The sequence below is a fragment of the Fictibacillus fluitans genome (assembly GCF_030418125.1).
GTDB classification, from domain to species: domain Bacteria; phylum Bacillota; class Bacilli; order Bacillales; family Fictibacillaceae; genus Fictibacillus_C; species Fictibacillus_C fluitans.
Genome location: NZ_JAUHTR010000014.1, coordinates 35,396 through 60,918, shown reverse-complemented (window position 1 = coordinate 60,918; position 25,523 = coordinate 35,396). Strand labels below are relative to the sequence as shown.

Annotated in this window: 29 protein-coding genes and 1 riboswitch; of the genes, 23 read left to right on the top strand and 6 right to left on the bottom strand. The window is 44.0% G+C overall.

All coding sequences use genetic code 11. The annotated features are described in order from the left end of the window. The first annotated feature begins 66 nt into the window (after positions 1-66). The 5 genes from QYB97_RS19980 (at position 67) to QYB97_RS19960 (ending at position 3,266) form a co-directional block, all read left to right on the top strand. Positions 67-483, top strand: a complete 417-nt coding sequence (locus QYB97_RS19980; protein WP_301167787.1) for a MerR family transcriptional regulator — start codon at positions 67-69, stop codon at positions 481-483. A gap of 123 nt (positions 484-606) precedes the next feature. Then, the gene (locus tag QYB97_RS19975; RefSeq protein WP_301167786.1) at positions 607-906 is read left to right on the top strand and encodes a hypothetical protein; all 300 of its coding nucleotides are present in this window, start codon (positions 607-609) and stop codon (positions 904-906) included. A 73-nt stretch (positions 907-979) separates the two neighbouring features. Continuing rightward, on the top strand, positions 980-1,528 hold the full coding sequence (locus QYB97_RS19970; protein WP_301167785.1) for a flavodoxin family protein: 549 nt from the start codon (positions 980-982) through the stop codon (positions 1,526-1,528). Between the two features lie 103 nt (positions 1,529-1,631). Further along, positions 1,632-2,387 carry a DeoR/GlpR family DNA-binding transcription regulator gene (locus QYB97_RS19965; protein WP_301167784.1) on the top strand — a complete coding sequence of 252 codons (756 nt, stop codon included), beginning with the start codon at positions 1,632-1,634 and terminating at the stop codon, positions 2,385-2,387. A 12-nt stretch (positions 2,388-2,399) separates the two neighbouring features. Further along, entirely contained in the window at positions 2,400-3,266 is an 867-nt protein-coding gene (locus tag QYB97_RS19960) for a Cof-type HAD-IIB family hydrolase (protein ID WP_301167783.1), read from the top strand. A 56-nt stretch (positions 3,267-3,322) separates the two neighbouring features. Here QYB97_RS19960 and QYB97_RS19955 read toward each other — a convergent pair whose 3' ends face one another. Together QYB97_RS19955 and QYB97_RS25245 are read right to left on the bottom strand one after the other, a co-directional pair. After that, positions 3,323-4,168: a YitT family protein gene (locus QYB97_RS19955; protein WP_301167782.1), complete on the bottom strand. Its 846-nt coding sequence runs from the start codon at positions 4,166-4,168 to the stop codon at positions 3,323-3,325. 189 nt (positions 4,169-4,357) lie between these two features. Beyond that, positions 4,358-4,585 (bottom strand): CotD family spore coat protein, encoded by a 228-nt coding sequence (locus QYB97_RS25245; RefSeq protein WP_356948198.1) that lies wholly within the window; start codon positions 4,583-4,585, stop codon positions 4,358-4,360. Positions 4,586-4,711: 126 nt separating this feature from the next. On the opposite strand from QYB97_RS25245, the gene QYB97_RS19945 reads away from it, so the two are divergent. The 4 genes from QYB97_RS19945 (at position 4,712) to QYB97_RS19930 (ending at position 7,373) form a co-directional block, all read left to right on the top strand. Beyond that, the gene (locus QYB97_RS19945; protein ID WP_356948197.1) at positions 4,712-4,978 is read left to right on the top strand and encodes an atypical membrane-integrating protein (Mistic protein); all 267 of its coding nucleotides are present in this window, start codon (positions 4,712-4,714) and stop codon (positions 4,976-4,978) included. A 127-nt stretch (positions 4,979-5,105) separates the two neighbouring features. Then, a complete protein-coding gene (locus QYB97_RS19940) occupies positions 5,106-6,092 on the top strand; it encodes a polysaccharide deacetylase family protein (RefSeq protein ID WP_301167780.1) in 987 nt (328 codons plus the stop codon). A 119-nt stretch (positions 6,093-6,211) separates the two neighbouring features. Next, on the top strand, positions 6,212-6,994 hold the full coding sequence (locus tag QYB97_RS19935; RefSeq protein ID WP_301167779.1) for an SDR family NAD(P)-dependent oxidoreductase: 783 nt from the start codon (positions 6,212-6,214) through the stop codon (positions 6,992-6,994). A 73-nt stretch (positions 6,995-7,067) separates the two neighbouring features. Beyond that, positions 7,068-7,373: an ArsR/SmtB family transcription factor gene (locus tag QYB97_RS19930; protein ID WP_301167778.1), complete on the top strand. Its 306-nt coding sequence runs from the start codon at positions 7,068-7,070 to the stop codon at positions 7,371-7,373. 363 nt (positions 7,374-7,736) lie between these two features. On the opposite strand, the gene QYB97_RS19925 is transcribed toward QYB97_RS19930, so the two are convergent. Together QYB97_RS19925 and QYB97_RS19920 are read right to left on the bottom strand one after the other, a co-directional pair. Beyond that, on the bottom strand, positions 7,737-7,883 hold the full coding sequence (locus QYB97_RS19925; RefSeq protein ID WP_301167777.1) for a hypothetical protein: 147 nt from the start codon (positions 7,881-7,883) through the stop codon (positions 7,737-7,739). 115 nt (positions 7,884-7,998) lie between these two features. After that, entirely contained in the window at positions 7,999-8,580 is a 582-nt protein-coding gene (locus QYB97_RS19920) for a hypothetical protein (RefSeq protein WP_301167776.1), read from the bottom strand. A 172-nt stretch (positions 8,581-8,752) separates the two neighbouring features. Between QYB97_RS19920 and QYB97_RS19915 the strand changes: the two genes are divergently transcribed. Then, the gene (locus QYB97_RS19915; RefSeq protein ID WP_301167775.1) at positions 8,753-9,217 is read left to right on the top strand and encodes a hypothetical protein; all 465 of its coding nucleotides are present in this window, start codon (positions 8,753-8,755) and stop codon (positions 9,215-9,217) included. A gap of 43 nt (positions 9,218-9,260) precedes the next feature. Here the strand turns inward: QYB97_RS19915 and QYB97_RS19910 are convergent, their stop codons facing one another. Then, positions 9,261-10,229, bottom strand: a complete 969-nt coding sequence (locus QYB97_RS19910; protein WP_301167774.1) for a quinone oxidoreductase family protein — start codon at positions 10,227-10,229, stop codon at positions 9,261-9,263. 141 nt (positions 10,230-10,370) lie between these two features. Between QYB97_RS19910 and QYB97_RS19905 the strand changes: the two genes are divergently transcribed. Continuing rightward, positions 10,371-10,694, top strand: a complete 324-nt coding sequence (locus QYB97_RS19905; RefSeq protein ID WP_301167773.1) for a c-type cytochrome — start codon at positions 10,371-10,373, stop codon at positions 10,692-10,694. 48 nt (positions 10,695-10,742) lie between these two features. Here QYB97_RS19905 and QYB97_RS19900 read toward each other — a convergent pair whose 3' ends face one another. Continuing rightward, positions 10,743-11,645 (bottom strand): DMT family transporter, encoded by a 903-nt coding sequence (locus QYB97_RS19900; RefSeq protein ID WP_301167772.1) that lies wholly within the window; start codon positions 11,643-11,645, stop codon positions 10,743-10,745. Positions 11,646-11,799: 154 nt separating this feature from the next. Between QYB97_RS19900 and QYB97_RS19895 the strand changes: the two genes are divergently transcribed. From QYB97_RS19895 to QYB97_RS19840, 12 genes are all read left to right on the top strand, one after another. After that, a complete protein-coding gene (locus tag QYB97_RS19895; protein WP_301167771.1) occupies positions 11,800-12,972 on the top strand; it encodes a glycosyl hydrolase family 18 protein in 1,173 nt (390 codons plus the stop codon). 131 nt (positions 12,973-13,103) lie between these two features. After that, positions 13,104-13,880 carry a putative hydro-lyase gene (locus QYB97_RS19890; protein WP_301167841.1) on the top strand — a complete coding sequence of 259 codons (777 nt, stop codon included), beginning with the start codon at positions 13,104-13,106 and terminating at the stop codon, positions 13,878-13,880. Between the two features lie 89 nt (positions 13,881-13,969). Further along, the gene (locus tag QYB97_RS19885) at positions 13,970-14,989 is read left to right on the top strand and encodes a LacI family DNA-binding transcriptional regulator (protein WP_301167770.1); all 1,020 of its coding nucleotides are present in this window, start codon (positions 13,970-13,972) and stop codon (positions 14,987-14,989) included. Between the two features lie 138 nt (positions 14,990-15,127). Beyond that, positions 15,128-17,221, top strand: a complete 2,094-nt coding sequence (locus tag QYB97_RS19880; RefSeq protein WP_301167769.1) for an amylo-alpha-1,6-glucosidase — start codon at positions 15,128-15,130, stop codon at positions 17,219-17,221. Positions 17,222-17,248: 27 nt separating this feature from the next. Beyond that, entirely contained in the window at positions 17,249-18,499 is a 1,251-nt protein-coding gene (locus QYB97_RS19875; RefSeq protein ID WP_301167768.1) for an ABC transporter substrate-binding protein, read from the top strand. A gap of 22 nt (positions 18,500-18,521) precedes the next feature. Beyond that, entirely contained in the window at positions 18,522-19,424 is a 903-nt protein-coding gene (locus tag QYB97_RS19870) for a carbohydrate ABC transporter permease (RefSeq protein WP_301167767.1), read from the top strand. A gap of 11 nt (positions 19,425-19,435) precedes the next feature. Further along, the gene (locus QYB97_RS19865) at positions 19,436-20,260 is read left to right on the top strand and encodes a carbohydrate ABC transporter permease (protein ID WP_301167766.1); all 825 of its coding nucleotides are present in this window, start codon (positions 19,436-19,438) and stop codon (positions 20,258-20,260) included. An 81-nt stretch (positions 20,261-20,341) separates the two neighbouring features. Then, positions 20,342-20,452: riboswitch (SAM riboswitch) on the top strand. A gap of 95 nt (positions 20,453-20,547) precedes the next feature. Then, a complete protein-coding gene (locus QYB97_RS19860; protein ID WP_301167765.1) occupies positions 20,548-21,864 on the top strand; it encodes a Na+/H+ antiporter NhaC family protein in 1,317 nt (438 codons plus the stop codon). Between the two features lie 259 nt (positions 21,865-22,123). Further along, positions 22,124-24,067 (top strand): asparagine synthase-related protein, encoded by a 1,944-nt coding sequence (locus tag QYB97_RS19855; protein ID WP_301167764.1) that lies wholly within the window; start codon positions 22,124-22,126, stop codon positions 24,065-24,067. A gap of 4 nt (positions 24,068-24,071) precedes the next feature. Then, positions 24,072-24,200 (top strand): paeninodin family lasso peptide, encoded by a 129-nt coding sequence (locus QYB97_RS19850; RefSeq protein WP_301167763.1) that lies wholly within the window; start codon positions 24,072-24,074, stop codon positions 24,198-24,200. Between the two features lie 97 nt (positions 24,201-24,297). Then, positions 24,298-25,230 carry an aldolase gene (locus QYB97_RS19845; RefSeq protein ID WP_301167762.1) on the top strand — a complete coding sequence of 311 codons (933 nt, stop codon included), beginning with the start codon at positions 24,298-24,300 and terminating at the stop codon, positions 25,228-25,230. Then, a complete protein-coding gene (locus tag QYB97_RS19840; RefSeq protein ID WP_301167761.1) occupies positions 25,227-25,517 on the top strand; it encodes a lasso peptide biosynthesis PqqD family chaperone in 291 nt (96 codons plus the stop codon). Before QYB97_RS19845 ends, QYB97_RS19840 begins: the two co-directional genes overlap by 4 nt. The last annotated feature ends 6 nt before the right edge of the window (positions 25,518-25,523 follow it).

Here is a 25,523-nt window from a genome sequence, read left to right as displayed (position 1 = left end):
CTTTAACCGGGACCTTTGACGTTCGCGTCATAGTAAAGGTATAATTTTTATAAGGGAGTGAGTGGGGTGAATTGGATTAAAATTGACGAAGCAGCAAAAATTACAGGGATTACAAAGCGTGCCATCCGGTATTACGAGGAGATTGGGCTGATCCATCCTCCGGAGAGAAGTGACGGGCAAGTTCGCCTGTATACAGATGAAGATGTTAAACAATTAAAACGAGTCGTCGATGCAAAGGAAGTGCTCGGTTTTTCACTTCAGGAGCTGCAGCATTTTTTAAGCATTAAAGAGCGGGTGCTCGAACATAAAGATCAATACGAGTCAACAAAGGACACAACCATTCAGCAGTCGGAATTGGAAGAGATCGCGGTTGGTTTGAAAGAGCAGGAGAAGATGCTGCAGCAAAAGATGGAGAAGATGAAATCCTTTCAGGAAGAATTAAAGGATTTAATCCAAAAAGTGGACAGCTTGCTCAACGTTTAATGAATTGAGGCAAAAACCATGTGTTTCCGAAAAGGAACAGCGGGTTTTTGCCTCTTTTTTATCTATAAAAGTTCACGGGTTTGGCGATACTGTGAGTAACTCAGCTAAAAGAGAGGAATACATATGGAAGTTTTTCCAGTTATACATACAAATTTTTGGGATGGAGTGCTTGCTGTACCGCTGGTTCTCGTGCTGACGCAGCTCATCAAATGGGCAGCGCCGGTGCCAAAGGCATTAATACCTTCGGTTGCACTTTTGCTCGGCCTTCTTCTTTCCATCTTGTACAGCCACCGCCATCATTTTATTGCAGGGGTGTTTATGGGCTTTTTTTACGGATATGCGGCGATTGGAAGCTACTCCGGATCAAAAAATTCGTGGCATGCCTTTAAAGAAAAGCTTAGAAAAAAGGAACATTTTCGCTAGCCGAAAGACAGGCTGGTGGGAAAAAGAAAGAGAATGCGCTATGATCATTTAGAAAGATAACAGGGGGTAAATGATGAAGATCGCAGCAATTATCGGAAGTTCAAGAGCGGACGGAAACACACAGCAGTTAACCGAGCTGGCGCTTAAAGGAATAGATTATACACCCATCATCTTAAAAGAAAAACAGGTCGTACCCATTGATGACTTAAGGCATGCAGCAGGAGGCTTTCACCCGGTATCAGATGATTATGAGACAGTAATTGATACTGTGCTCGAGCATGATATACTGATTTTTGCCACACCTGTATACTGGTACGGAATGTCGGGACTGATGAAAAATTTTGTGGATCGGTGGTCCCAGAGCTTACGGGATGACCGTTTTGAATTTAAAAAAGAAATGAGCCAAAAGACGGCCTATGTCATTACTTGTGGAGGGGATCAGCCGAGGATAAAGGCATTGCCTTTAATTCTGCAATTTCAATATATATTTGATTTTATGGGAGTTTCCTTTGCCGGATACATTATCGGAACAGCGAATGCACCCAGCGACATCTTAAAAGATGAAAGAGCACTTGCCGAAGCCAGACAGTGGAACGAAAAGTTTTTAAATAAGCAAAAGTGAGGACTATCCTTACTTTTGCTTATTTTTTGTAAAGAATTGCATATTTCATTGCATGACTGCTTAATATTACTTATAATCACTTAAGTAAGGGAGTGAAAGAGGCATGTATCAGGATGAGCGCATGGAAGCGATTCTGCACTATTTAAAAGAGCATGACAGAGTGGACATGGAAACCATCTGCAAGATGAACCAAGTCTCACGGGATACAGCACGGCGTGATCTGGTGAAACTGGAGGAAGACGGGAAGATTGTCCGCTTGCGGGGCGGCGCAAAGTCACCGACCCTTTTCCATGATGTGTCCGATTATGATCAGCGCTTGCAGAAAGCTTCGGAGGAAAAGAAGCGCATAGGGAAATATGCAGCAGGACTGATCCAGGATGGTGATCATCTATTATTGGATGCTTCTACCACCGTTCAGTTTTTGGCGGAATATATTCATACAAAAGACAACGTGGTTGTCACGAATTCAATAGATATAGCAGGGATTTTATCCAAAAAAGAAGATACATTCATTCATTTGCTTGGAGGGCTGCTCAATAACAGTCATCGCTCCATTTATGGATCGAGAACCATACAGCATTTAGCAGATTTTAAAGTGAATAAATTGTTTCTTGGAGCCTGCGGCATTTCTTCCGATGGCCTGACTATTCCTTTTGAAGAGGAAGGATTTTTGCTGAAGGAAATGATCAACCGCTCCGATCAGGTTATATTGCTTGCAGATTACTCAAAGTTCAACCGAACCTATTTTCAAAAAGTATGCGGGTTGAACAAAATTGATATCCTTGTAACCGATCAGGAAATCGAGCCAAAACTTAAAAAGCAGCTCGATCAGTATGAAATCGAAACCATCGCACTTTAAAAGGAGGAAGTTATGAAGTTAATTGCAATTGATTTGGATGGAACATTGTTGAATAAAAAGGGCTCAATCAGCAGGGAAAATGCAGAGGCTATTAAGGAAGCGCAGGATTTGGGGCATGTCGTTTCTATTTGTACGGGCCGTGCAGTGGAAGATGTGCTGAATCTTCTTCAGGAAGCCGGTGTCGAGTGCCCGGTCATTGGCGCAAACGGAGCTGTCCTTTATGCCGATGGAGAGGTTGTGAATCACCACCCGCTAGAAAAGGAATCTGCCGCCTCGATTTTATCAAAGCTTGAGGAGCTTCAGGTTTTTTACCATCTTCACACTAATAAAGGGATCCATACCCCTGAATTTGGTCAGGAAGGGATTCAGGTGGAGATTGATATGGCGAAGTCAGCAAATCCGGAGTTAAATGCGGGAGAACTGTGGGATGCGGCTCAAGGATATTTAAAGCAATTCGGCCAGATTTCCATTGATTCGTACCAGTCCATATGGACGGAAGACCTTATCGTGAATAAGATCCTTCCGTTTTCCTACTCTGAGAAAAAGCTGGAAGAGGTTTCCCTTTTTGCTGAACAGTTTGAAGGATTGTCAGTTACGAGTTCTGCCGGACATAACCTTGAAATCAACGATGAAAAAGCCAACAAAGGCAACGGTATAATGGGTATGGCTGAACATTTCGGCGTTCAACCCGAGAACACAGTTGCCATCGGTGACAATATGAACGATTGGCCAATGATGAAAGTATCGGGTACGGCAATTGCCATGGGTAACGCACTGTCTGAAATTAAGGAAATCTGTCATTTCACTACACTTGAGAACGATGAGCACGGTGTGGCTCATGCTATTAGGGAGTTTGTCCTGAAACAGGCATTGGTATAAAAATAAAAAGGCCTGCCGGCGTAACCTTTTTGGGCGTAACGGCAGACCTTTTTTGGTTATGAAGCTTCTGTTTTGGGGAACGTAAACCCTTCACCGAATACGTCTCTGACATCATGGACGACCACGAATGCTTTTTCATCCATTTTTTGAACAATCTTTTTCAGCTCAAACAGTTCCTGCTTATTGATGACCACGTACAAAATCTCCTTTGACTCCTTCGTATAGCTGCCATGGGCAGAAAAAACCGTCACGCCCCGGTCCATATCATGGTTCACTTTTTGGGCAATCTGCTCTGCATGCTGAGAGATAATGGTCACTGCTTTTCGTGTATCGAAACCTTCAATAATATAATCAAGAACCTTTGTGGAAATATAAATGGAAATCACCGTATACATTGTATTTTGAGCACCGATGACAAAATAAGAGCTCAGGACCACCAACAGGTCGATGCCAAGCATGGATCCGCTGATACTCCAGCCGAAATATTGGTTGGCCATCCGTGCCAGGATTGTTGAACCCCCTGTGGTTCCACCTGAACGAAGGACCAGGCCGAGACCAATTCCGATAAAGATTCCGGCAAAAACGGTGCCAAGAATTGTATCCTCAACAGGTGAACCCACTCCTTCTGTCAGGTGAAGAAACACAGAAGTAAACACAATGGAAAATACGGTATAAATTGTTACCCGCTTATTCAGCAGTCGGTAGCCAATCATTAATAAAATGCCATTCATGATAAAGTTCGTATAACTGGGTGACCAGGAGAAAAGATAGTATAAAATCATGGAGACACCGGTGACTCCGCCTTCTCCAAGTTCATTCGGTATAGCAAAGCAGTTCACGCCGAGTGCGAAAAAAAAGGATCCAATAATTATAAGCGTGAACTCTTTTACGGTGCTGTTCATTGAAAAAACCCCCTAAATAAAAAATTTCAAGCAAAGAAACCAACCGCATATGGGTTGGCTGCATGTGTATGATATTGAAAATAAACGGCTTGATAATCCAGAAATCAATATATCATGCCTCGAAGCGAGTTTCAAACCGAATTATGTAAAAAACCTGCATGCTCATTAGCATGCAGGCTGAAACCGGGTTTAGCAGCAAGGAGGTGGACCACAGGAGATATCCTGGTGATGGACCTCACAAGTTTCATATTGGGAAACAGGATACTCATGAACATGCTGGTAACAGATGTGATTCACATGCTGAATTTGTACAGGATGAACATGGATTACCTCTTCCGTATAATAATGCTGCTGAACACAACACTGTGCTGGATGAACAATGACTTGCGGGCGGTGGCAGCCATAGCCGTAATACATAATGCAACCTCTCCTTTTTCTCATCATTATTGACTGTTGCTTCACTCTCTAATTTATGACGTGTGTTAACAATCTGTAAGGGTACCTGTCTATAAAATAGGATTTAGGCGGGAAAATAAGGAGATAATGAAAACAGGTGATGACATGAAGCTGAATAAAAAGAGCAAGAAGCTCTACAGTGATGCTATTGATCGTATGCAAGAGGGGCTTGAAGCCATGATTGATCTCTATAATGAAGCAGAGGATGACATTCCGCTGATTAATTTTGAAAAAGAGGTCCAAGAGGAAATTGAAAAAGCGAAAAATAAATATGGAGGTGCCTTTATTGATGACAAGATTAATGCCATCGTAAAAGAGGTGCTTTCCTTTTTGCCGCCAGATAAGCAAGAGTAATGCAAGGGAACCAAAGGTTGTCTACAAAATTCGTAATTTTTTCATAAAATTTCCTAATTTATTCCCTTTTTTTACAATAAATCCGTTATACTTGGAGGGTATATTGTAAAGATAAGGTGATGGTACGGTGAAGGGTTATATAGGGGAAGCAAGAAAACATGCAGGAAAAAGAGAAGCTGCAATTCTATTGGTTTTGGCTGTGATTGGTCTCGTTTTTATATTTGGTACATGGCATGCCAATAAGACTAAAGCTACCACTTCGGAAGAGAAACATTACACCGAGAAGATTAAGAACGAAAAATACGAGCCAAAAGTGAAGGGAGCGAGAGCCTCCAAAGAAGCACACCAGCAGGGAAAGAAGGCTCAGCAAAAAGAGCATGAAAAGAAAGTAAGCTCAAATAATTCTACTGGCAAAGCTCCTGAAAAAGAAAAAAATGCAAAAGAAAAAGCGGTTGGCGCAACGGCAGTACATACGAAACCGGCGACAGCGAAATACCAGCCGAAAACCGTTTTTCTGACCTTTGATGATGGTCCTTCAAGGACTTCTGACGGCATTATGGATGTGCTCAATAAGTATCAGGTCAAAGCAACCTTCTTTATGCTTGAACCCAATATGCTGCGTTTTCAGGATCAAGTGAAACGGATGGACAGGGAAGGACACAGTCTGGGGCTCCATGGTGTTTCCCATGATGCCAAAAAGATTTATCGTTCAAAGGAAACCGTTGTTCAGGAAATGGATCAAGCCAACCGGGCACTGCAAAAAATTACCGGTAAACGAACAGCACTGATCCGAACGCCATACGGAAGCGCTCCATACATGAAGCCGGAATACCAGCGGGCGGTCAAAGAAAAAGGCTATGAGCTCTGGGACTGGACGATTGATAGCATGGACTGGTCCTATCGAAGTCCGCAATATGTGGCAAATTCAATCAGCCAATTAAAAAAGATGGGAAGCCGTTCGGAGCCGATTGTTATTCTGATGCATGAACGGCAAGAAACGCTCGAAAGTCTTCCCAGACTGCTGGATTATCTAAAGAGCAACGGATATACTATGAAAAGAATTGAAAAAACCATGAAGCCTGTCACGTTCCGGGTTTCCAAGGCAGCCTCATAAGCGCAGCATACTTGCAGCGCTTTTTTTGTTGCCTACTGCTTGACAGTTCATCATTTATTATTTACAATCCGTTTATAAGTTTAAACGTTTAAAACAATAAACATTTCGGAGGTATAAAAATGAATAAGCATAGAGTTTTGATCACAGGGGCATCATCGGGGATCGGCCTTGAGCTGGCCAAACAATTCGCAAGAGGCCGGTATGATCTTGTTCTGGCAGCCAGAAGCGAGGAGAAGCTGAAAGCGCTGGCCGTTGAACTAGAAGGCCAATTCGGGATCAATTGCCTGGTGAAGAGTGTGGATTTAAGCAATTGGCAAAATGCCGCTTCCTTATATCAAGAACTGCATGCGCATGACATCTTCATAGATGTTTTAGTAAACAATGCAGGATATGGCTTATATGGTGAGTTCTCAGAAACCAATCTGGAGGATGAAATGTCGATGATCGATATTAACATAAAAGCATTGACTGCTTTGAGCAAGGTATTTTTGCCGGAAATGAAAAGCAAGAACAAAGGTAAAATTCTAAATGTGGCTTCAACCGCGGCGTTCCAGCCTGGTCCATTGATGGCGGTCTACTATGCAACAAAGGCATATGTTTTATCCTTTTCCGAGGCACTTGAGAATGAATTAAAGGGAAGCGGTGTAACGGTTACTGCACTTTGTCCAGGTCCTACAAAAACCGGATTTGAATCTCGTGCAAACCTGGGCGATTCCAAGCTGTTCAAAAGCGGGGTAATGGATGCGGAAAAAGTGGCAAAGCTGGGATACGAAGGGCTGATGGATGGAAAATCGGTCGTTATTCCAGGAATGAAAAACAAGATGCTGGCCCAGTCCAGCCGGTTTGTTCCAAGAAAATGGGTAACAGCTACGGTACGGAGCGTGCAAGAGAAAACGCGATAATTCTTGAACAACCCATCATACTTCTATAATATAATTTTATGTATGAAAACCATTTTAGCAGAGGGGGAGGACTATGGGACAGCAAGCGATTGAGGTCTTTCGTTCCTGTATTCCGCTCTTGCAGGCATTAAGTGATCCGGCAAGACAGGATATTATATTATTGCTGGCGGAGGAAGACCATTTAACCGTCAATGAAATTACTGAGCATTCCACGCTCTCAAGGCCAGCCATTTCTCATCACTTGAAAATTCTGAGGGACACACAGCTGGTAACCATCGAACAAAAAGGAACACAGCGGTTTTATTCCCTTGCTCTGGAGCCGTCGATCGGCTTATTAAAGGAATTGATTCACACGGTTGAAAGTACGTGCGATTTTTAAAGAAAATTTTTTGTTTGCATCGTTCAAAGGATTAAACGTACAAACAGTGGTTTTTTCTTGTTAAAAAAGAGCCATCCAGAGAGTAAATTGACTTCTGGTAGCTCTTTTTTTGCATAGTCGAGTGTCGTCATCATCTTCACTGATAGTTACTTGGAGTGGAGGGTGCGAGACTCCTGCAGGGGAAGCGTGACAGGTGAGACAAGGTAGGCGTTTACGCCGGTACACAGGCGCTTGCGCCGGTGGGGCTCAGCGCACGCCCTGCGAAAGTAGGCGCTCGCGCCGGTAAAAGCGAGCATCATGGAACGGAAAGTAACGCTTTCAAGAGCTTCAAAGACAGACTTATTGGACTATCCATTTTTTTGATTAAATATCATAATTCATTTGTTCCTGGGAATTCCCCTTTTGTTCCGCTTGATCCCAGGCAATCAGGACCACATTCAATTCTTTCTCCATGGCATCCAATTTTGCTTTTTGTTCATTTGTCAGGTGCGCCAGGTCAAATGCTCTCATTTATGTATCCACCTCCATTTTGTTATAACAAAAGAATGCCCGCGGATGATAGAAAATATCCTTTTAAAAAATCCCGCTGCCTTTAAAAGACAGAGGGATTTTTGTGTTGATTCAATTAATAATCAGAGTCCCAGTAATGGCCGTCATTCATATCGCTTTGAACACCCATTACATCGCCTCTGGGGCCTGGAGTTCTCCAATCGCAATCATCATTGTAATCCATAGTCCCCATGGTGTTTCCCTGGTTTCCTCTGCAGGCGAGACAGTCCTGAATGCATTTTTGTCTGCCTTTGCCATACAACGAACGGCAAACGTTCTCACAGAAACGTCTGCAGCTCGGCCGCTGGGTCTGTTCCGGGCTTACATTGGAAGGTTGTCCACAATTGCAGTTTTGAGTAATCTGCATTGGCCGCTGGTTAGAGCCATTGTTGTCCATCGCACCCATCACTGGATTCTGGTTGGAGTTTTGTGAACCACCGCAATTACAGTTTTGGATCACATTGACTCCGCGGTTTCGCTGGTTCTGAGCGCCAGCTACCGGATACTCAGGACGCCTTGATCGGCGGTTAGACCTTTTCGAGCTGCTGGAAGTCCAGGAACTGCTTGATGATGATTCAATATCAAACGTGAAGTAGGCGGTTTTTGAACTGCTACTGCTGCTTGATGAAGACCGGCGTCGGTTTCTTCTTCTTGACATATTATTTTCACCCCTTTGAGATACTATATTCACCTTCTTGTCTGATAGATAGGGACAAGTATCCTGTTGGGAGAAAAAAAGGCTAATGAAAGCACTTTGATAGTGAATAGAATGACACCCGCCAACATATTATAGTAAAAAAATCAGACGAGGCAAGGGAAGGGGAATTCTGATGATCTGTTTGGGCGAGGTGCTGAATCAGGAAATCTATCATGAGCGGATTGCCATCATAGAAAACAAGCAGGAAATTATGAGAACCTTTGGCCTTGAAAAGGAAGATTGGCTGCAGCTTTGGAATATTGACAACCGAATATTAACTTTATGCTATCATTCATTGGATCCGGCGTTTGACCGGTTCATTGTCGTATATGATTATGCGTTTTTCTGCGAAGATCAGGAAATGAAAGAAGCGATTATCTGGCATGAAATCGGCCATGCGCAATTTCCGGTAACAGAGGGGAACATCGATTTGTATTCCGAGAAAAAGTGCGATGAGCTCGCCTTTCATAAAGGGTACAAGGCAGGGCTGGAAGCTTTTTTAAACCTAACCTACAAGATGGCGGAAACACTGAACAATCAGCTTTTGCTAACCATGACGAATGAGCGGTTAAAGGCGTTGCGATTATTAATGAATTAATAGAAAAACGGATGGATCCGGAGCGGTCCATCCGTTTTTACAATTAAGGAATAAGCAAAATCTTTCCGGTGCTTTTTCTGCTTTCCAAAAAACGATGAGCTTCTGCGCCCTGTTCAAGTGGAAAACTTGTCATTTCGGGCACTTTCACAGCGCCGGAAAGGATTAAATCAAAAAGCTCCCGTGATCTTGAAACACGCTCCTCATGGGAGGTGATGACATTCCAAAGATCTCCTCCGGTTAATGTTTTCGAGGTGTCCATCAGCATACGGGGATCAACCGGGGATGGGTCACCGCCGGCCATACCGTAAAAAACGACCGTACCACCGGTTCTCACCGATTCAAAACTGTCCATCAATGTGCTGCCGACAGAATCATAAATAACATCAACACCTTTTTGGCCGGATGACACCTGTTTTGCTTTTTTGACCCAGTCTTCACTATACAGAAAAACGTGATCAGCTCCGGCAGCAAGGGCCGCTTCCTTTTTTGCTTCTGTCGAGGTGAGCCCAATGACTTCTGCTCCAAGCGCTTTCGAAATCTGGATCAAAAGCTGGCCGACACCGCCTGCTGCAGCATGGGCTGCAAGAAGCGTTCCTTTGCCAACTTTGTAACTGTCACGGGTTAAATACTGCGCCGTCAATCCCTGCAAAAGGATGGAAGCAGCCGTTTCAAAGGATATTTCTTCAGGCAGAGGAATAAGGTGATCCTCTGGAACGGCAACAAATTCCGCATTGGCATATGGAACATCCGCAAATGCGACACGGTCGCCTTCTTTCACATTCCGAACGGAGGTGCCTGTTTGCTTTACCACGCCAGCTCCTTCATAGCCTGCAATATAGGGAGGATTTCCGACTAAGTGGTAATTTCCTTTTCTGCGGTAAACATCGGCGAAATTCAGTCCAATGGCCTTCATTTCAACCAAAATTTCATTTGCTTTCAATTCCGGAGTGGGAACGTCCTGGTACTGAAGGACTTCAGGTCCTCCAAATGTATGGAAGGTCAGTGCTTTCATTCAAATGCTCCTAACTTCAACTGTAATATCCCCATTGTATACAAAATGAGTCAAATTCACTAGGCAGATGATTAAACAAGAAAAAGGTTTAATGACTTAACCGTGGTGGAATCGGTTTATATCTTGGATGGGAGGCATTTTATGATGCTGAAAAATGTTGCAATCGCGACCGCTATTGTTTTTCTGTTAGCAGGTTGTTCCTCAGGAGGGGACAGCGGAGGAGGAAAAGGCGGAGGCTCGGTAGATTCCGCAGCGGCAGAAAAGTCTTTTAAGCAAAATTGTGCAAGCTGCCACGGAAATAACCTGGAGGGCGGGACAGGACCTGCTTTAAAACAAATCGGCAAAGAGCACAGTAAAGACGAAATTATGAAGCAAATCAAAAATGGCGGAGGCGGCATGCCAGCCGGTTTGATCAACGGTGATGAAGCGGAAAACGTGGCAGCATGGCTGGCCAGTAAAAAATAAGAGGAAAGGAGGCACCTGAGCCAAGGGTGCCTCCTTTTTTGATGATCTCTATGTCAGAGAAGCTCCCTTGCCGAGTGAAGCCTTCTTTTGCTTGTCTTGAACGAGAACGGCAGAAAAGATGACAAGCAGGATTCCTGCACATTGCCATAGTGTAAGCTTTTCCTGAAAAAGAAAAAAACCGGCCAGAGTCGCCACGACCGGCTCGATGGTTGCAACAATCGCCGCCTTGCTCGGCTCTACCTGACGCAATCCGACTGTATACAGAATATAAGCGATAACAGTGGGAACCATACCTAGTCCTACGATATAGAGCCACACTCTTGCGTCCTCGAACAGGTGGGCAGATTGAGATAATCCGCTGAAAGGAAAGAGAGCGCACCCGGCAAAAACGAACGTATACGTCGTGATGGTTAAGGTTTTGTACTTGGCGGAAGCTGCCTTACCGAAAATGCTGTACAACGAGTAGCCCAATCCCGATCCGAGCCCCGTCAGAAAACCAGTCCATGTGATACCTCCGTTTGAAGATGGCAAATAGCCTACGACAAACACACACCCGAGAAAGGTGACAACCAGTGCAGCCACTTTCTTTTTTGTAATCAGGTCTTGAAAGAAAATTCTTGATAAAATCAGGACAAAGGCGGGCGCTGTATAAAGCAGGACGGCCGCAACGGAAAGCGATACCTCTTCCATGGTTTTGAAATAGCACCAATTGAAAAAGGCGATGCTGAGCAGCCCGGTACCTATAAAATAATAGATGTCCTTGATTTTTACTTTAAGAAGCGAACGGTCCAGGAAAAAGGAAAGTATGAAAAAGGAAACTGCCGCGCTTAACGCGCGTAAAACAACGATTTGGATCGGGGTGAATCCCATAGAGGATAATTCTCTAATAAAAATGCCGATCGTTCCCCACAATGCTGCTCCCCCGGCGATCCATAGGTATGGCCATTTCAAGCAAATACACCTCCACTGCATTTCGACTTTTCAAGCGTATCTCACAATGGAGAAGTTCTCAAATGAGAGAGCTTACTCTTCCAAATTTTGCTCTCCTTCCTGCTGAATAAGGGAATAACAGGCAAGGAAGCATAAGGGAAAAAGGAGGTACCGAATGTTTAGAACGATATCAGCATTACTAATCGCGTTTTCCCTTGTACTCTCTGGCTGCGGAAACATGAAAGGACAGTCGGAAGGAACAGCAGATGCCGGGAAAAATGGCAGCGATCACCCGAGGCTGCAGCAGGTAAAGTATAATGGCAGCAAACAAAAAGAAGTAACGCCGTCTCAAACCAGGCACAAGAAAACAAAAATTACATCCATTGGTTTTTTGGAGCCGGTTGACCCTCAGGCAGCGGTAAAAGAAGTTAAGGATGTAGGCCGGCATTTATCGTATGCTGCTTTTTTTAGCTATCGTGTAAAACCGGATGGCACATTAATTGGCATCAAGGATGATCAGGCGCTGGCAGCCGCACGTAAACAGGGAGCGGTCCCGATGCTTGTGCTGACCAATTTCACGGAGGGGAATTTTTCTCCAGAGGTGGCACATACCATTTTTACAGATAAAACGGTATCTGACCGACTGATCAATAACGTGATCAAAACCATGAAAGCAAAAGGCTACAAAGCGTTAAATATTGATTTTGAACATATTCGTGCAAAAGACCGGGATCTTTACAACGGATTCCTGGAAACCATTTTACCAAAAGTGAAAAAAGAAGGATTCATAACATCCACTGCCCTTGCACCGAAGACCAGTGATGAGCAATCCGGTCCGTGGCATGGGGCACATGATTACAAACGGCATGGAGAGCTGGCAGACTTTGTTATTCTCATGACGTATGAATGGGGATGGTCAGGAGGCCCGCCAATGGCAGTTTCCCCGGTTCCCCAAGTCCGCAAGGTCATCGATTATGCGGTATCTGTAATCCCCCGTAAAAAAATTGTAATGGGGGCGCCGCTCTACGGATATGACTGGATTCTTCCGTATAAAAAGGGAAATCCTTTCGCCAAGCGCATTGCGCCTCAGGAAGCAACCGAACTGGCCATTAAAGAAGGCGCTGAAATTAAATATGACAATAAAGCGCATTCTCCCTACTTTAACTACAGTGATGACAATGGCAAGAAACATGTTGTCTGGTTTGAAAATGAAGAAAGTGCACAGGCGAAATTCAATCAAGTGAAGTTCTATAATCTTCGCGGTATTGCCTATTGGGTGCTCGGCGAACCGTTCCCGCAAAACTGGAGCATGCTTGAAGACCAGTTCACTATAAGAAAAGCGAAATAAGAAAAAGGAGACCTGTATGGCAGCAACGCCATAAGGTCTCTTTTTTATCCTGACATGCACAAAACGAAAAAAGTGTTAGAATATTTGTAAAGAATAAAACATGAGGAGGAAACAGCTTGCTGAACAACAGTATGATACATCCAGAAGAAGCTCGCAGAATGATCCGCCAAAAGCAATGGAACCGCCCGACGGCAGGAATGAGCAACGGCTATACACAGGCGAACCTAGTTATCCTTCCCAAGGAGCTGGCATTCGAATTTTTATTGTTCTGCCAGCGCAACCCAAAATCATGTCCGGTATTGGATGTCACCGAGCCGGGCAGCCCAGTTCCACAGCTGGCCGCTCCTTCAGCGGATTTGCGGAGTGATCTGCCAAGCTACCGAGTCTACCGCAATGGCATCCTTACCGAGGAAGTACAGGATATCCATTCCTATTGGACAAAGGATATGACCGGCTTTCTCATTGGCTGCAGTTTTTCATTTGAACAAGCTCTTATGCAAAATAAAATCCCGGTGCGGCATATCGAAGAAAATTGCAATGTTCCTATGTACAAAACATCAATAAACTGCGTAAAAGCCGGCCGGTTTGAAGGTCCCATGGTTGTGAGCATGCGTCCCATTCCTGAAAAAGATGTGGTTCGCGCGGTCCAGGTAACCTCCCGATTTCCATCGGTACATGGAGCACCCGTGCACATCGGTGATCCCCGATCGATTGGAATAGAATCCATTGATACACCGGATTTCGGGGATGCAGTGACGATTAACGAGGGAGAAGTCCCTGTATTCTGGGCGTGCGGGGTAACTCCTCAAGCCGTAGTGATGAATGTTAAACCCGAACTCGTGATTACCCATTCACCCGGACATATGTTTATCACGGATTGGACAGATGAAGAGTTTGGAGTGCTTTAGAGTGATGAGTGAAAAAAGGGGTTGAAAGCGCCTTCCCGTAAGAGTATAGTATAAGCATCACGTTTCCGAAACGTTTTGGAGGATTGAATGTGGCTACAATCAAAGACATTGCAAAACATGCCGGAGTTTCAGTTACAACAGTCTCGAGGGCGTTGAACGGATATTCTGATGTGAATGAGAAAACAAGAGAAAAAATTAAAGCCGTTGCCCGTGAACTTCAGTACAGTCCGAATTTGCTGGCAAGAAGTCTGGTCATGAAAAAAACAAAAACGATCGGTTTGCTCGTTTCAGGGATGCGAATAGAAGGCAGCAAAGACAATTTCACGTATGAAGTACTGTGCGGAATCAATGACTGTGCAGGCGAGAGGGGATACGATCTTATTCTCTTCAGCACCAATTCCGAGCAGCAGCAGCAAAAAACATACAACCAGCTTTGTCAGGAACGGAAAGTGGACGGTGTGATCCTGCAGGGAATTAAAATAGATGATCCGTATTTGAATGAAGTAGTAGAAAGCGATATTCCTTGTGTGCTTGTTGATATTCCCATTGAAAGCACCAGTGTGGGATATGTAACGACCAACAACAAGGCAGGAGCAAAACTGGCTGTGGATCATCTCATTGACCTTGGGCACCGGCATATTGGCATGATTAATGGCCATGAGCAGGCCTTTGTCAGTAAAGAGCGGCTTCTGGGATACCAGGAAGCACTCGTTAAGGCCAAGATCGATTTTCAGGAGCAATACGTTGTTAACGGTTCATTTTTGGAATCTGAAGGGGAAGTGCAAGCTGAAAAGCTGCTTACTGCATATCCGGAAATGACGGCGATTTTTTGCGCAAGTGACCTCATGGCGCTCGGTGCGATGAAAGCTGCCCGCCGAATGGGTAAAAGAGTACCCGAAGATTTATCGGTGGCTGGTTTTGATAATATCATGCTCGCCTCCTATTCATCACCGACCTTGACAACCATTGCGCAGGACCGGTATCAAATGGGCTTTGAATCAGCTATTTTGCTGATTGATATGCTTGAAGGAAAAGAGGGCGCACATAAAAAAGTGTTGAAAACCTCATTAGTGAAACGTGAATCAACCAGTAAAACACAGAGTACTTAAGAGTAAAACCGACAATGTCGATTGTGACCAAAACGATAGTTGGTTTTACTTTAAGAACAAATCGAAAACGTTTCGGATGAATGAATATATTTTTTTGGGGTTTTCCAAAACGTTTCGGAATTATGGGGAGGCAAAACAGTGGATTATCGAGTAATTAAGGAAAATGATTTATTTTTATTAACAGATGACAAAGGAAACATCCCCTTGAACAACGATTACGGACTGGGACTGTATACAAAGGATACACGCTTTTTAAGCAAATTTGATTTGAAAATTAATAACGAAGACCCGATTCTGCTTTCTTCGTCAGCAGACGAGAATTTCAGCGCCAACATCATCATGACCAATCCTCATATGGAAAAGGACGGAGAATTGATTCTCTGGAGAGAGTCGGTCGAGCTTCAAAGAAAGCGCTTAATTTATGATGGCGTTTTGTATGAAACCGTTGAGGTCAAAAGCTTTTATCCGAAGCCTGTTTCATTTGATATCAACTTACAGTTGGATGCAGACTTTACGGACATGTTTATTGTCCGCGGATTCCAATCCGGAGATACCGGCAAACGAACGGGAATCGATCACACAGACAAGAGCATTACTTACCATTATGAAGGAGCGGACGGAGTCAAACGGGCGACACAAGTCGGCTGGGACCGTGAGTCAATAAGCGTTTCCGATGCGGAAGTAGCCTTTCACTTTTCATTGAACCATGGGGAAGTCCAATCCGTCACGTTTACGGTTACTCCTGAAGTGGATGGGGTATCCGGTAACATCATGGTACCTGAACAGGCTCTGAAGAATTTGAAAGCCTCTTATCAGGCCTGGGAACAGAATACGGCCCGGGTACAGACCGATTGCTCCCGCCTTCAGCGCCTCGTTGACCGGGGAATTCTTGACCTCAGAGTGTTAATGACAGACATCGGCTACGGCCAGTTTCCGGTGGCAGGACTTCCGTGGTTTGGCGTCCCGTTTGGACGTGACAGCCTGATTGCCGCGCTGCAGATGCTTCCGTTTAATGCGGAAATTGCCAGGGGCACGCTCAGGACACTCGCCTCTCAACAGGGCACCAAGGTAGATCCGTGGCGGGACGAACAGCCGGGCAAAATTATGCACGAAATCCGATACGGAGAACTTGCGGGAACCGGACAGATTCCGTTTACTCCATATTATGGAACGATTGATGCTACACCGTTATTTTTAATGCTTTTAACCGAATACACAAAATGGACAGGGGATCTGACGCTGGCAGAAGAGCTTCAGGAAACGATAGAGAATGCCCTTATGTGGATCGACGAGTATGGAGACCGGGATGGCGACGGATTTGTGGAATATCACCAGGAATCAAGCAAAGGCATTGCCAACCAGGGCTGGAAGGATTCCGCAGATTCCGTTGTCCACAGAAACGGCGATTACGCAGAAACACCGATTGCGCTCTCAGAGGTTCAGGGCTATGTGTATCAGGCCAAAACAGGAATTGCCGCAATCTATGAAAAGCAGGGCAGGACTGAGGAAGCGGCGCGGCTGCAGAAGGAAGCAGAAGCGCTGAAAACAAAATTTCATGAAAAGTTTTGGATGGAGGATCAATCCTTCTATGCGATTGCACTTGATAAAGAAAAAGAGAAAGTGGGAACGTTAACCTCCAATCCAGGACATGTCTTGTTTTCCGGCATGCTGGAACAGGAACAGGCGGATCAGACGATATCCAAGCTCGTATCGCCAGCTTTTTTATCCGGTTATGGTATCCGGACAATGGCAGAAGGTGAAGCGGGGTATAACCCGATGAGCTACCATGATGGCAGCATATGGCCTCATGACAACAGCATGATTCTGCTTGGCATGAGCAAGTTGAACCGCCAGAAGCAGGCGAATGAGGTGATCAATGGCTTGATGGACGCGGCACAGCATTTTGAATATGACCGGCTGCCAGAGCTGTTTTGCGGTTATGGTTCATCTGGCGGACGTGCGGTAAAGTATCCGGTTGCCTGTTCACCTCAAGCATGGGCTGCCGGTACACCGCTTGTTTTTATCCAAACGATTCTCGGATTGTTTCCTGATGCGATCAACGAAGTCATCTGTTTATCTCCCGAACTTCCGGAAGATGTGAATGAACTGACCGTCCGTTCCATCAAAATTGGAAACGGCCATCTGGCTGTCGGTGTCCATAAGGAAAATGGAAAGAGTATTTTAACCGTCCATGAGAATACAACGGGCTATAGTATCCATACCGAAAACTAAACTATGCTTTCGAAGGGAGAGGTTTCTATGAAGTTGAAAAAAGTGGTTTCAGCAGCGGGGCTGACTGCCCTGCTGGCTGCTTCTCTGCTTACAGGATGCAGCCAGCCGGATGAATCGGATAACAGCAGCAAAACCGTAATTACGCTGAGCGGCTGGGGAGGAAATCCGGTCGAGAAAAAGCTTCTGGAAGAAGTGCTGGACGACTTTGAAAAATCCCACCCCAACATCGATGTAAGGTTTAACCAGATCAGTGATCAGTACATGGATGTATTGAAAACCCGTCTGATTGGCGGAACAGCCGCCGATGTGTTTTACCTTGACGCGTTCGAAGCGCCCGGTTTGATCGAAACAGGTGCAATTGAACCGCTCGACAAGTATGTGACCAGGGATTTTGATGTGGATGATTTTGAGAAGCCAATGCTCGATGCGTTTAAAGATAAAGGTAAAACTTACGGGTTTCCTAAGGACTACTCCACACTGGCCCTTTTCTATAACAAGAAAATGTTTCGTGAAGCAGGAATAGATGGTCCGCCAAAAACGTGGGAGGAGCTGGAGCAGGATGCGAAAAAACTTACCAAAGGCAAAAAAGTCTATGGATATGGTGTGATGCCGCAGATCGAACGTCTTTATTACATGGCTCAGTCGCAGGGCGGACAGGTCATCACCAATGACCGTGCGACATTCGCGGAGGACCGAGTTGCACGTGCTCTTCAGCCGATATTGGACATGCATTTAAAAGACAAAACAGCGGCTCAAGCATCAGAAGTTGGTTCAGGATCCGGTGGAGAGATGTTTGGCCAGGGCAGAGCCGCCATGGTGATGGAAGGAAACTGGAATATTCCATTCATGGAAGATACGTTTCCTAAAATAGATTATGGAACCGCCGAGCTGCCAACCGTAAATGGCAAGAAGGGAACAATGTCCTTCACGGTCGGGTATGCGATGAATGCTGAATCCAAGCATAAGAAAGCTTCATGGGAACTGATCAAGTACCTGACCGGTAAAGAAGGTATGAAAACGTGGACAAGCAAAGGCTTTGCCTTGCCTACACGTAAGTCAGTGGCTGCAGAGCTTGGCTATGACAAGGACCCGCTGCGCGGACCACTTGTAAAAGGCGCCAAATATGCGACCGTATGGCAGGACGGCCCAATGCTGCCCATCGTAATGAATAACTTCAACAACCAATTTTTAAGTGCGTATCTTGGGGAACGGCCACTGAAGGAAGCTTTGAAAGATGCGCAAAGACAGGCCAACAAAGAGATTAAGGTAGCGGAATAACAAAAAAGAGAGGTGAAGAAACATGGCAAAAAGCAGTTTTTCCAAAAAAAGCAGAACGGAAGCCGGACAGGGGTACCTGTTCATGGCACCGGTCCTCATCATTCTTGGAATCTTTGTAATCGCTCCCATCCTTTGTGCAATCTATCTCTCTTTCCATAAAGTGGAGTTGCTTGGCGGTTACAACCTCGAATTTAGAGGACTGGATAATTTTATGAAAATAACGTTTGATGACCGGGCGCATATCGCTCTTAAAAATACAGTCATTTACGTGGTAATTGTTGTGCCGCTCCAGACGCTGCTGGCACTTGTGTTGGCAGCCTCCCTGAATGCCGGCATGAAGGGGGAAAAGTTCTTCAGAATCGTTTATTTTCTGCCGACGCTTACTTCATCAGCAGTGCTGACGCTGATTTTTATGTGGATGTACAATCAGAATGGTTTGATCAATCACATTTTAGACACGCTGCACCTGCCTACTTATAACTGGATCGGTGACCCGAGCGTTGCATTGCTGGCGATCATGATTATGAATATCTGGGCAACCGCACCGTTTTTTATGGTGATCTACCTGGCGGCCCTTCAGGATATACCGGACAGCCACTATGAAGCTGCAGAACTTGACGGAGCAACCGGATTACAGAAATTCTGGCACATTACGGTTCCCAATTTGCGGCCGGTCACTTCTTTTGTGGTGATCATGGGGCTGATCGGAACCTTCCAGCTGTTTGATCAGTCCTACATCTTCTCAGGAGGATCGGGTGGACCGAACAACTCAACATTGACGGTTGTTCTTTTGATCTATCAGTATGCTTTTAAGTCGCTTGGCACCATGGGCTATGCAACAGCACTCGCCTTCTTGCTTGCCATTATTATTTTAGTAGCAACTCTCTTGCAGCGGAAATTTTCCAAGGAAGAATCACTTTATTAAGGAGGGATACCATGAAAAAACGACCGATAGGAAAAACCATTCTGTATGTGGTCTTGATTGTTTACGCGGTGATTACCCTTGTTCCGTTTTTGTGGGCTCTTTCATCCTCCTTTAAATCACTGGGAGAAATCGTAAGCGGAAGCATTAACTTTATACCGAAAGACTTTACCATTGATAACTATAAGCAGATTTTCACGCGGGAGCCTCTTTTTGGCCGCTGGTTGTTTAACAGCTTGTTTATTGCGGTGATCGGCACCTTTTTGAACTTGCTGTTCAACTCGATGGCCGGATACGCACTCGCCCGTCTTAGCTTTCCGGGTAAGAAAAGTATCTTTATTATCATTTTGGCAGTGCTGATGATTCCGTTTCAGGTAACCCTCATTCCGAACTTCCTGATTTTAAAAGAATTCGGATGGCTGAATACGTATCAGGGAATGATCATCCCGGGAGCGGTCAACGCCACCTTCATATTCATGATGCGCCAGTTCTTTATCAATTTTCCAAAAGAAGTGGAGGAAGCGGCAGCCATTGATGGACTGGGCAAATTCGGAACCTTTTTCCGGATTGTTCTTCCGCTTGCCAAACCCGCGTTGGCGGCGCAAACCATCTTTGTCTTTATGGCCTTCTGGAATGATTTCATGAGGCCGCTGATCATCCTGTCTGATGAAAGCATGTTCACGCTGCCGTTAGGCTTGAATTCCTTTAAAGGACAGTTTATCAGCTTCTGGAATTACATCATGGCAGCTTCAATGGTCTTTACCCTGCCAATATTGCTTCTTTACGCCTTCTTTAACCGCTATTTTGTAAAAGGCATTAAATTCACAGGGGAAAAGTAGGTATTGCCAAAAACTAACTTTTGACAAGAACGCCTAAACCCTTTACAGTAATAAAAGCTGTTATAACTGAAAATTGGATACTTCTTATCACGAGAGACTGAGGGACTGGCCCAAAGACGTCTCGGCAGCGGACCTGAAATTCAAAGGTGCTGTGCCAAATCCAGCAAGCAGTTCATGCTTGAGAGATGAGAAGAGTTCCTTATGAGCATATAGGACCTCTTCTTTTAGAAGGGGTCTTTTTTCATATATGTACATGCAGCAATAACTAATGTAGAGGTGTTTAAAAGATGGAAGCAGTAAAAAAAGGAAATGCGCTGGCCCTGTTGCCGCTGGTTATTTTCCTGGCCCTTTTTATTGGCTCGGGATTGATTACCGGAGATTTTTATAAGATGCCTGTTGTTATAGCCATACTTGTGGCAGCCGCGGCAGCTCTATTGATGAATAGAAAAGAAACACTCAACAGTAAAATTGAGCGTTTTGCCAAAGGGGCGGGGAATCTTGACATTATCATAATGGTCTTTATCTTTATCCTTGCGGGAGGATTTGCTGAAGCCGCAAAAGGAATGGGAGCCGTCGAATCAACGGTCAATCTTGCTTTGACCGTTGTACCTGAGAACTTCCTGATTGTCGGGATCTTCGTGATCGGTGCCTTCATTTCCTTGTCCATGGGAACGTCAATGGGAACCATCGCGGCTCTGGCACCAATTGGTGCAGGAATCAGCGGACAAACGGATATTCCAATGGCACTGTCCATGGCAGCTGTTGTAGGTGGTGCGATGTTTGGTGATAACTTATCCATTATTTCGGATACCACCATTGCTGCGGTCCGCACCCAGCAGACGCAGATGAGGGACAAGTTCAAGGTTAACTTTTTCATTGTTCTTCCAGCCGCTGTTGTAACGTGTGTCATCCTATTTGTTGTAACGATGGGCAGCCACTCAAGCGTACCGGCAGACAGCTTTCAAGCGGTGAAAATCCTTCCGTATGTCGGTGTCTTAATTGCCGCACTGCTTGGGATGAACGTGTTTGTCGTGTTAACAGGCGGAATCGTCCTGGCTGGTGTGATTGGTCTTGCCGATGGAGCTTATACACTTTCAGCCTTCCTCAAAACGATCACAGACGGAATGTTCGGCATGTCCGAACTTGTCTTCCTGGCATTATTCATTGGAGGGACAGTAGAGCTGATCCGCTATAATGGCGGAATTCAGTATCTTTTAGATGTATTAACCAAGAACATTCGAACAAAGAAAGGCGCGGAATTTGGCATTGCAGGATTGGTGAGCGCAACCAACCTTTCCACCGCCAACAATACGATTTCCATTATTACTGCAGGCCCGCTCGCCAAGCAGATCTCCGATCGATATGGAATCGATAAGCGCAAATCAGCAAGTCTTCTTGATATCTTTTCATGCGCCATCCAGGGCTTGATCCCTTATGGTGCCCAAATCCTGACGGCCGCCAAAATCGGATCTATCTCACCAGTAAGCCTTTTGACATATTCGTTCTATCCGATTTTAATTGCGGTTTGTGGCGTGATTGCCATTTTGGTCGGTTTTCCGAAATTGAAAGAACAGAAGGAACAAACAGAAAAGAAGCATGCGTAAATGATGAACTGAGCTCCAATCGATGGAATTTCTCCATGATTGAAGCTCTTTTTTTGTCGAATCTTTTTTAGGTAAATAGTCATAATTCGTATTGACAAGGAAGATTATGGGTGTTAATTTTAGAATAATATTATGTTCTTTTTAGAGAACAAAAATTACTTCGATTTAGTAAGTTGTATAAAAGTAAAAACAAAAATTTTTTTTATACAATTTTACATTAACGTAAATGTTCTTAATTAAGAATGTCTGGAGGACAATCATGAGTGCAATAGCCGGAATACTCCATTTCAACAATGAACCTGTCAATCCAGAAGCTGGTATGAAACTTATGCAATCATTAAGCAGATATCCGGCTGATGCTGTACAGACCTGGCATAACCAGCAAATTTTTCTTGGTTGTCATTCGCAATGGATTACTCCTGAATCAATTAGAGAACAGCTACCGTTTTATGACTATGAAAAACAGCTGGTTATTGCATCTGATGCGATTATTGATAACCGAAAAGAATTATTTGAACGCCTGCAAGTTCACCACGCGCAACAGAAAGAAATGTCTGACAGCCAGATCATTCTCCTCGCATATGAAAAGTGGGGAGAGGAATGTCCTAAGTATTTGGTTGGTGACTTCGCTTTCATGATTTGGGACGAGAAGAAACGGAAGCTGTTCGGAGCAAGAGACTTTTCAGGATGCCGGACGCTTTACTATACAAACAAGAACAATCACTTTGCCTTTTGTACAGTAATAAATCCATTGTTAACACTTCGTTTTGTGACTAAAGACCTAAATGAGCAATGGCTCGCCGATTACCTCGCTATTCCGTGGAACTTTGAATCCGTAGATGTTCGTTCTACTGTATACAACAATATTCAACAACTACCACCTTCACATACCATTTCAATCATCAACGGTAATTCAACCCTTACACGCTATTTGACCCTGGAGTTTGATAAAAAATTAAAATTGAAATCCAATAAGGAATATGAAGAAGCATTTCGAGAAGTATTTAAGACTGCAGTGGATGATAGACTCCGAACTCATCTTAAAGTAGGCGCCCATTTGAGCGGCGGGCTTGATTCAGGTTCTGTGGCAAGCTTTGCGGCAAGGTCATTAAGAAAAGAAAATAAATCGTTGTATTCATACAGCTATGTACCGGTTAAAGACTTTGTTGACTGGACACCGAAAAGGCGGGTGGCAAATGAAAGGCCATTTATTGAATCCACCGTAAAGTATGTTGGGAATATTCAAGACCATTATTTTGATTTCGAGGGGAAAAGTCCTTATACGGAAATTGATGACTGGCTCGATACGATGGAAATGCCGTATAAGTTTTTTGAAAATTCATTTTGGCTCAAGGGAATTTATGAGTATGCTCATCTACAAGGGATAGGTGTTCTGTTGAATGGGCAAAGAGGAAATTGGACGATTTCATGGGGTCCAGCGCTCGCGTATCAAACGCTACTATTAAAAAGACTGAAATTATTCCGTTTTATCAGGGAGTTACGCTTATATAGCGAGAAAGTAGGCGTGCAAGGATCCAAAGTATTTAAACATGTTCGTAAAAAAGCTTTTCCTTTTACCAATCTGCATAAAGAGGATACTGATTTATATCCGTTAATTATCAATCCGGAATTTGCTCGAAAAATGAACGTGTTCGACAGATTAAAAGAAAATGAAATTGATGCTCGAGGTATGTCAAACCAAAATGTTTATGAAGTAAAGAAGATACAATTCGATAAACTATATTATTGGAATGTAAATGGGACATATACAACTAAACTATCATTAAAACACAAGCTTTGGGACAGAGACCCCACAAATGATTTAAGAATTGTTAAGTTCTGTATCTCAATTCCTGAAGAACAGTACGTACAGAATGGGCAGGATCGATCATTGATTCGGAGAGCTACCGAAAATTATCTTCCTGATACCATAAGGCTTAACCAAAGGACAAGAGGAGTACAAGGAACAGATGGGATTCACCGGATGGTTTCGTACTGGAGAGATTTCATAAAAGAAGTCAGGCTTATGTGCGAGGATCAATGGATTGGGAATTTTTTAAACGTAGAAAACATTCGAGTTGCACTTAAGAAAATTGAGGGTAGCCCGACCTCGAAGAACGTTTTTGAACACGAATTTAGAATAATTATGCGTTCACTAATTTTTTATCGCTTTATCAAAAAGACTTTTCATGGAAGGGGGTGAGAATATGAAAAAACAGTGGGAAAAACCATCTCTTGAAGTGCTTAATGTCAATATGACAATGGCAGGTCCTGGTTTAAAAACACCAGATGCTGTTCAACCAGATGAGGATGAAGTAGTTCACTACGACAGTTAAGTTACCTTGTGAATTTTAAACTTATACTTACTATGATGCCCTTATACAAATTCTAACTTGTATAAGGGCAATTATTAAATCCTGCTGGAGTGATTAGGTGATTATTGAACAAGCTGTATCCTATTTTTATAAAGGCTTTGGGCTAAAGTTTAAAAGTGATATACCGTTTCCGGAATTATTTGAAAGTATTGAAACATCGGATTATGAAGTTTCCATTTCTGTAGGAGACTTGGCAAATATATGGAAGGAAACGGGAGCAAAACTGGATAGGTTTAATATTTTAGATGGAAATGGAGTACTGTTTCAAGTACCCGATACAGCCATTTTTTATGTGCAGGATGGAAGGTATATTACAGTTTCTCCCTATCCAAACGGCAACATGGATAAAATCAGGCTATTTCTTCTGGGCAGCTGTATGGGAGTAATATTGATGCAGCGGGGAACGATTCCGTTACATGGCAGCGCGGTTGTAATTCAGGGCGAGGCCTATGCAATTGTAGGTGAATCGGGGACAGGGAAATCGACCCTTGCTGCAGCCTTTATAAACAAAGGATACTTTCTATTAACCGATGATGTTATACCAGTTGTCTTTTCAGCTTTAGGTTCACCCGTAGTTATGCCCACTTATCCCCGTCAAAAGCTTTGGCAGGAGAGCTTGAATCAGTTTAATGGTTCTATAGAACATTATCAGTCTTTGTATGGCAGGGAAACAAAATATGCAGTTCCGGTTGATCATGCATTTTCAAATGAAGCAATACCACTTAAAGGAATAATTGAACTGAAGCCTCCAGCAGATTTTCTCCAAATTAGTCCTTTGAATAAATTGGAGAAGCTTCAGACGCTGTATAATCAAACGTTTCGCTCCCTCCTATTGCAACGTATGGGACTACTTGAATGGCATTTCAGGATAGCTGCAAAGATTGCAGAACAAGTGAAGATGTATCAGATTTCCCGCCCTAATACAGGTTTCAGTGCAAATGAAATGGCAGATCTTATTTTAGCAACAGTATCAGGAGGAGAAAAAACATGATTAAGAGCTCAACTGTCGGATTACAAACGAAAGTTGTTCAGGCAAGTGGCAACATTGTCAGTGATATGGGTGGAGAAAAGGTAATGTTGAGCATTAATAACGGAAAGTACTACAATCTTGGAGCCATTGGAGGCGTCATTTGGGAGAAGATCAAGACACCTGTAACCGTCAACAATCTGATTCGTGATATGTTAAGCGAATACCAAATTGATGAAGACCAATGCAAAGAAGAGATACTGACGTTTTTGGAACAGCTTCATATAGAACAATTGGTTCAGCTTTCCTAGGTGTAA